We start from the raw sequence: 1,097 nt of genomic DNA on the forward strand, positions 1-1,097 counted from the left end.
GTTTATAAGAAATAAAGCGAATAATTGCCTAGGTAAATAAAATTAAAATAGGGAACTAACATGATTCCTCTTCCTACGATAAAACAAATAACGTCATATTTCAACACATACGAGCTTAATATTCTATAAGTAGTAAAAAGATAGGGCGCATTTACTATTTAAAGAGTTTTCAAAAAATTACATTGACTTACTATAGTGTTCTACATATAATCAGAATATAACATCTTATGTAAGGAGATATAACATGGTTATAGTGGATGAACTTTATCATAATGTGGTCATTACATTGCCTCAATTAAAATTAATTGAATTTATAATGAAGTTAAAAGAAGCTAAAGCACAAGAAATAGAAGATATAAAAACGAAAATTAGTAAATACGAAGAGAAGAAACGTGCTGAAGAAGCTTGGTATCAATCACTATCACCGTTTCGTAAATTTTTTACCGGGCGTCCTTTAAGTCAGCATCAAGCGGTCGAGTATATGGTATACGTAAAGGACCGCTTTAAAAAAATTGATCAACTTAAAGCACAAATGCGAGAACTTCATGAAGTTCTTGAATTAATAAAAGCGGAAAATGAAGAAACAAGTGAAATTACGCTTTCGCCTGCTATTGTACAAGAAATAAAACGATTAAAAAGCAGTGGAGGCGTTGGGATATGAGTGCTAATGAACTAAGTTTAGKGATAAATACAACGTGGGTCGTGTTAACAGCKGCGATGATTTTGTTAATGGAAGGCGGCTTCGCCTTGTTAGAGGCAGGTTTTGTCCGCTATAAAAATAGCGTAAATATTATTATGAAAGTATTCGCTGATATTACAATAGGAACGCTTTGTTTCTATTTAATTGGTTTTGGATTAATGTACGGTGATGATTTAGGTGGAGTTGTCGGTAAAAGCGGTTTTGCGCTCTCAGGTAATTTATCGCACCTTGACATTCCAATTGGGCTTGAAACGTTTTGGCTGTTTCAATGTGCGTTTGTTATTGCGGTCATTTCTATCGTTTCTGGAGCGGTGGCAGAACGAATTAATTTCCGGGCATATCTTTTATATGCGATTTTGATGACTACATTTATTTATCCTATAGCCGGCCACTGGAT

General features: G+C 34.2%; 2 protein-coding genes. Both read left to right on the plus strand.

All coding sequences use genetic code 11. The features are described from left to right. Nucleotides 1-244: 244 nt before the first annotated feature. On the plus strand, nucleotides 245-661 hold the full coding sequence (locus tag AC1DRF_RS29140) for a hypothetical protein (RefSeq protein WP_427076407.1): 417 nt from the start codon (nucleotides 245-247) through the stop codon (nucleotides 659-661). Continuing rightward, the coding region (locus tag AC1DRF_RS29145) for an ammonium transporter (RefSeq protein WP_477742460.1) at nucleotides 658-1,097 on the plus strand (440 nt) is incomplete at its 3' end. The genes AC1DRF_RS29140 and AC1DRF_RS29145, both read left to right, overlap by 4 nt.

Source organism: Priestia sp. P5_B4 (genome assembly GCF_056400385.1).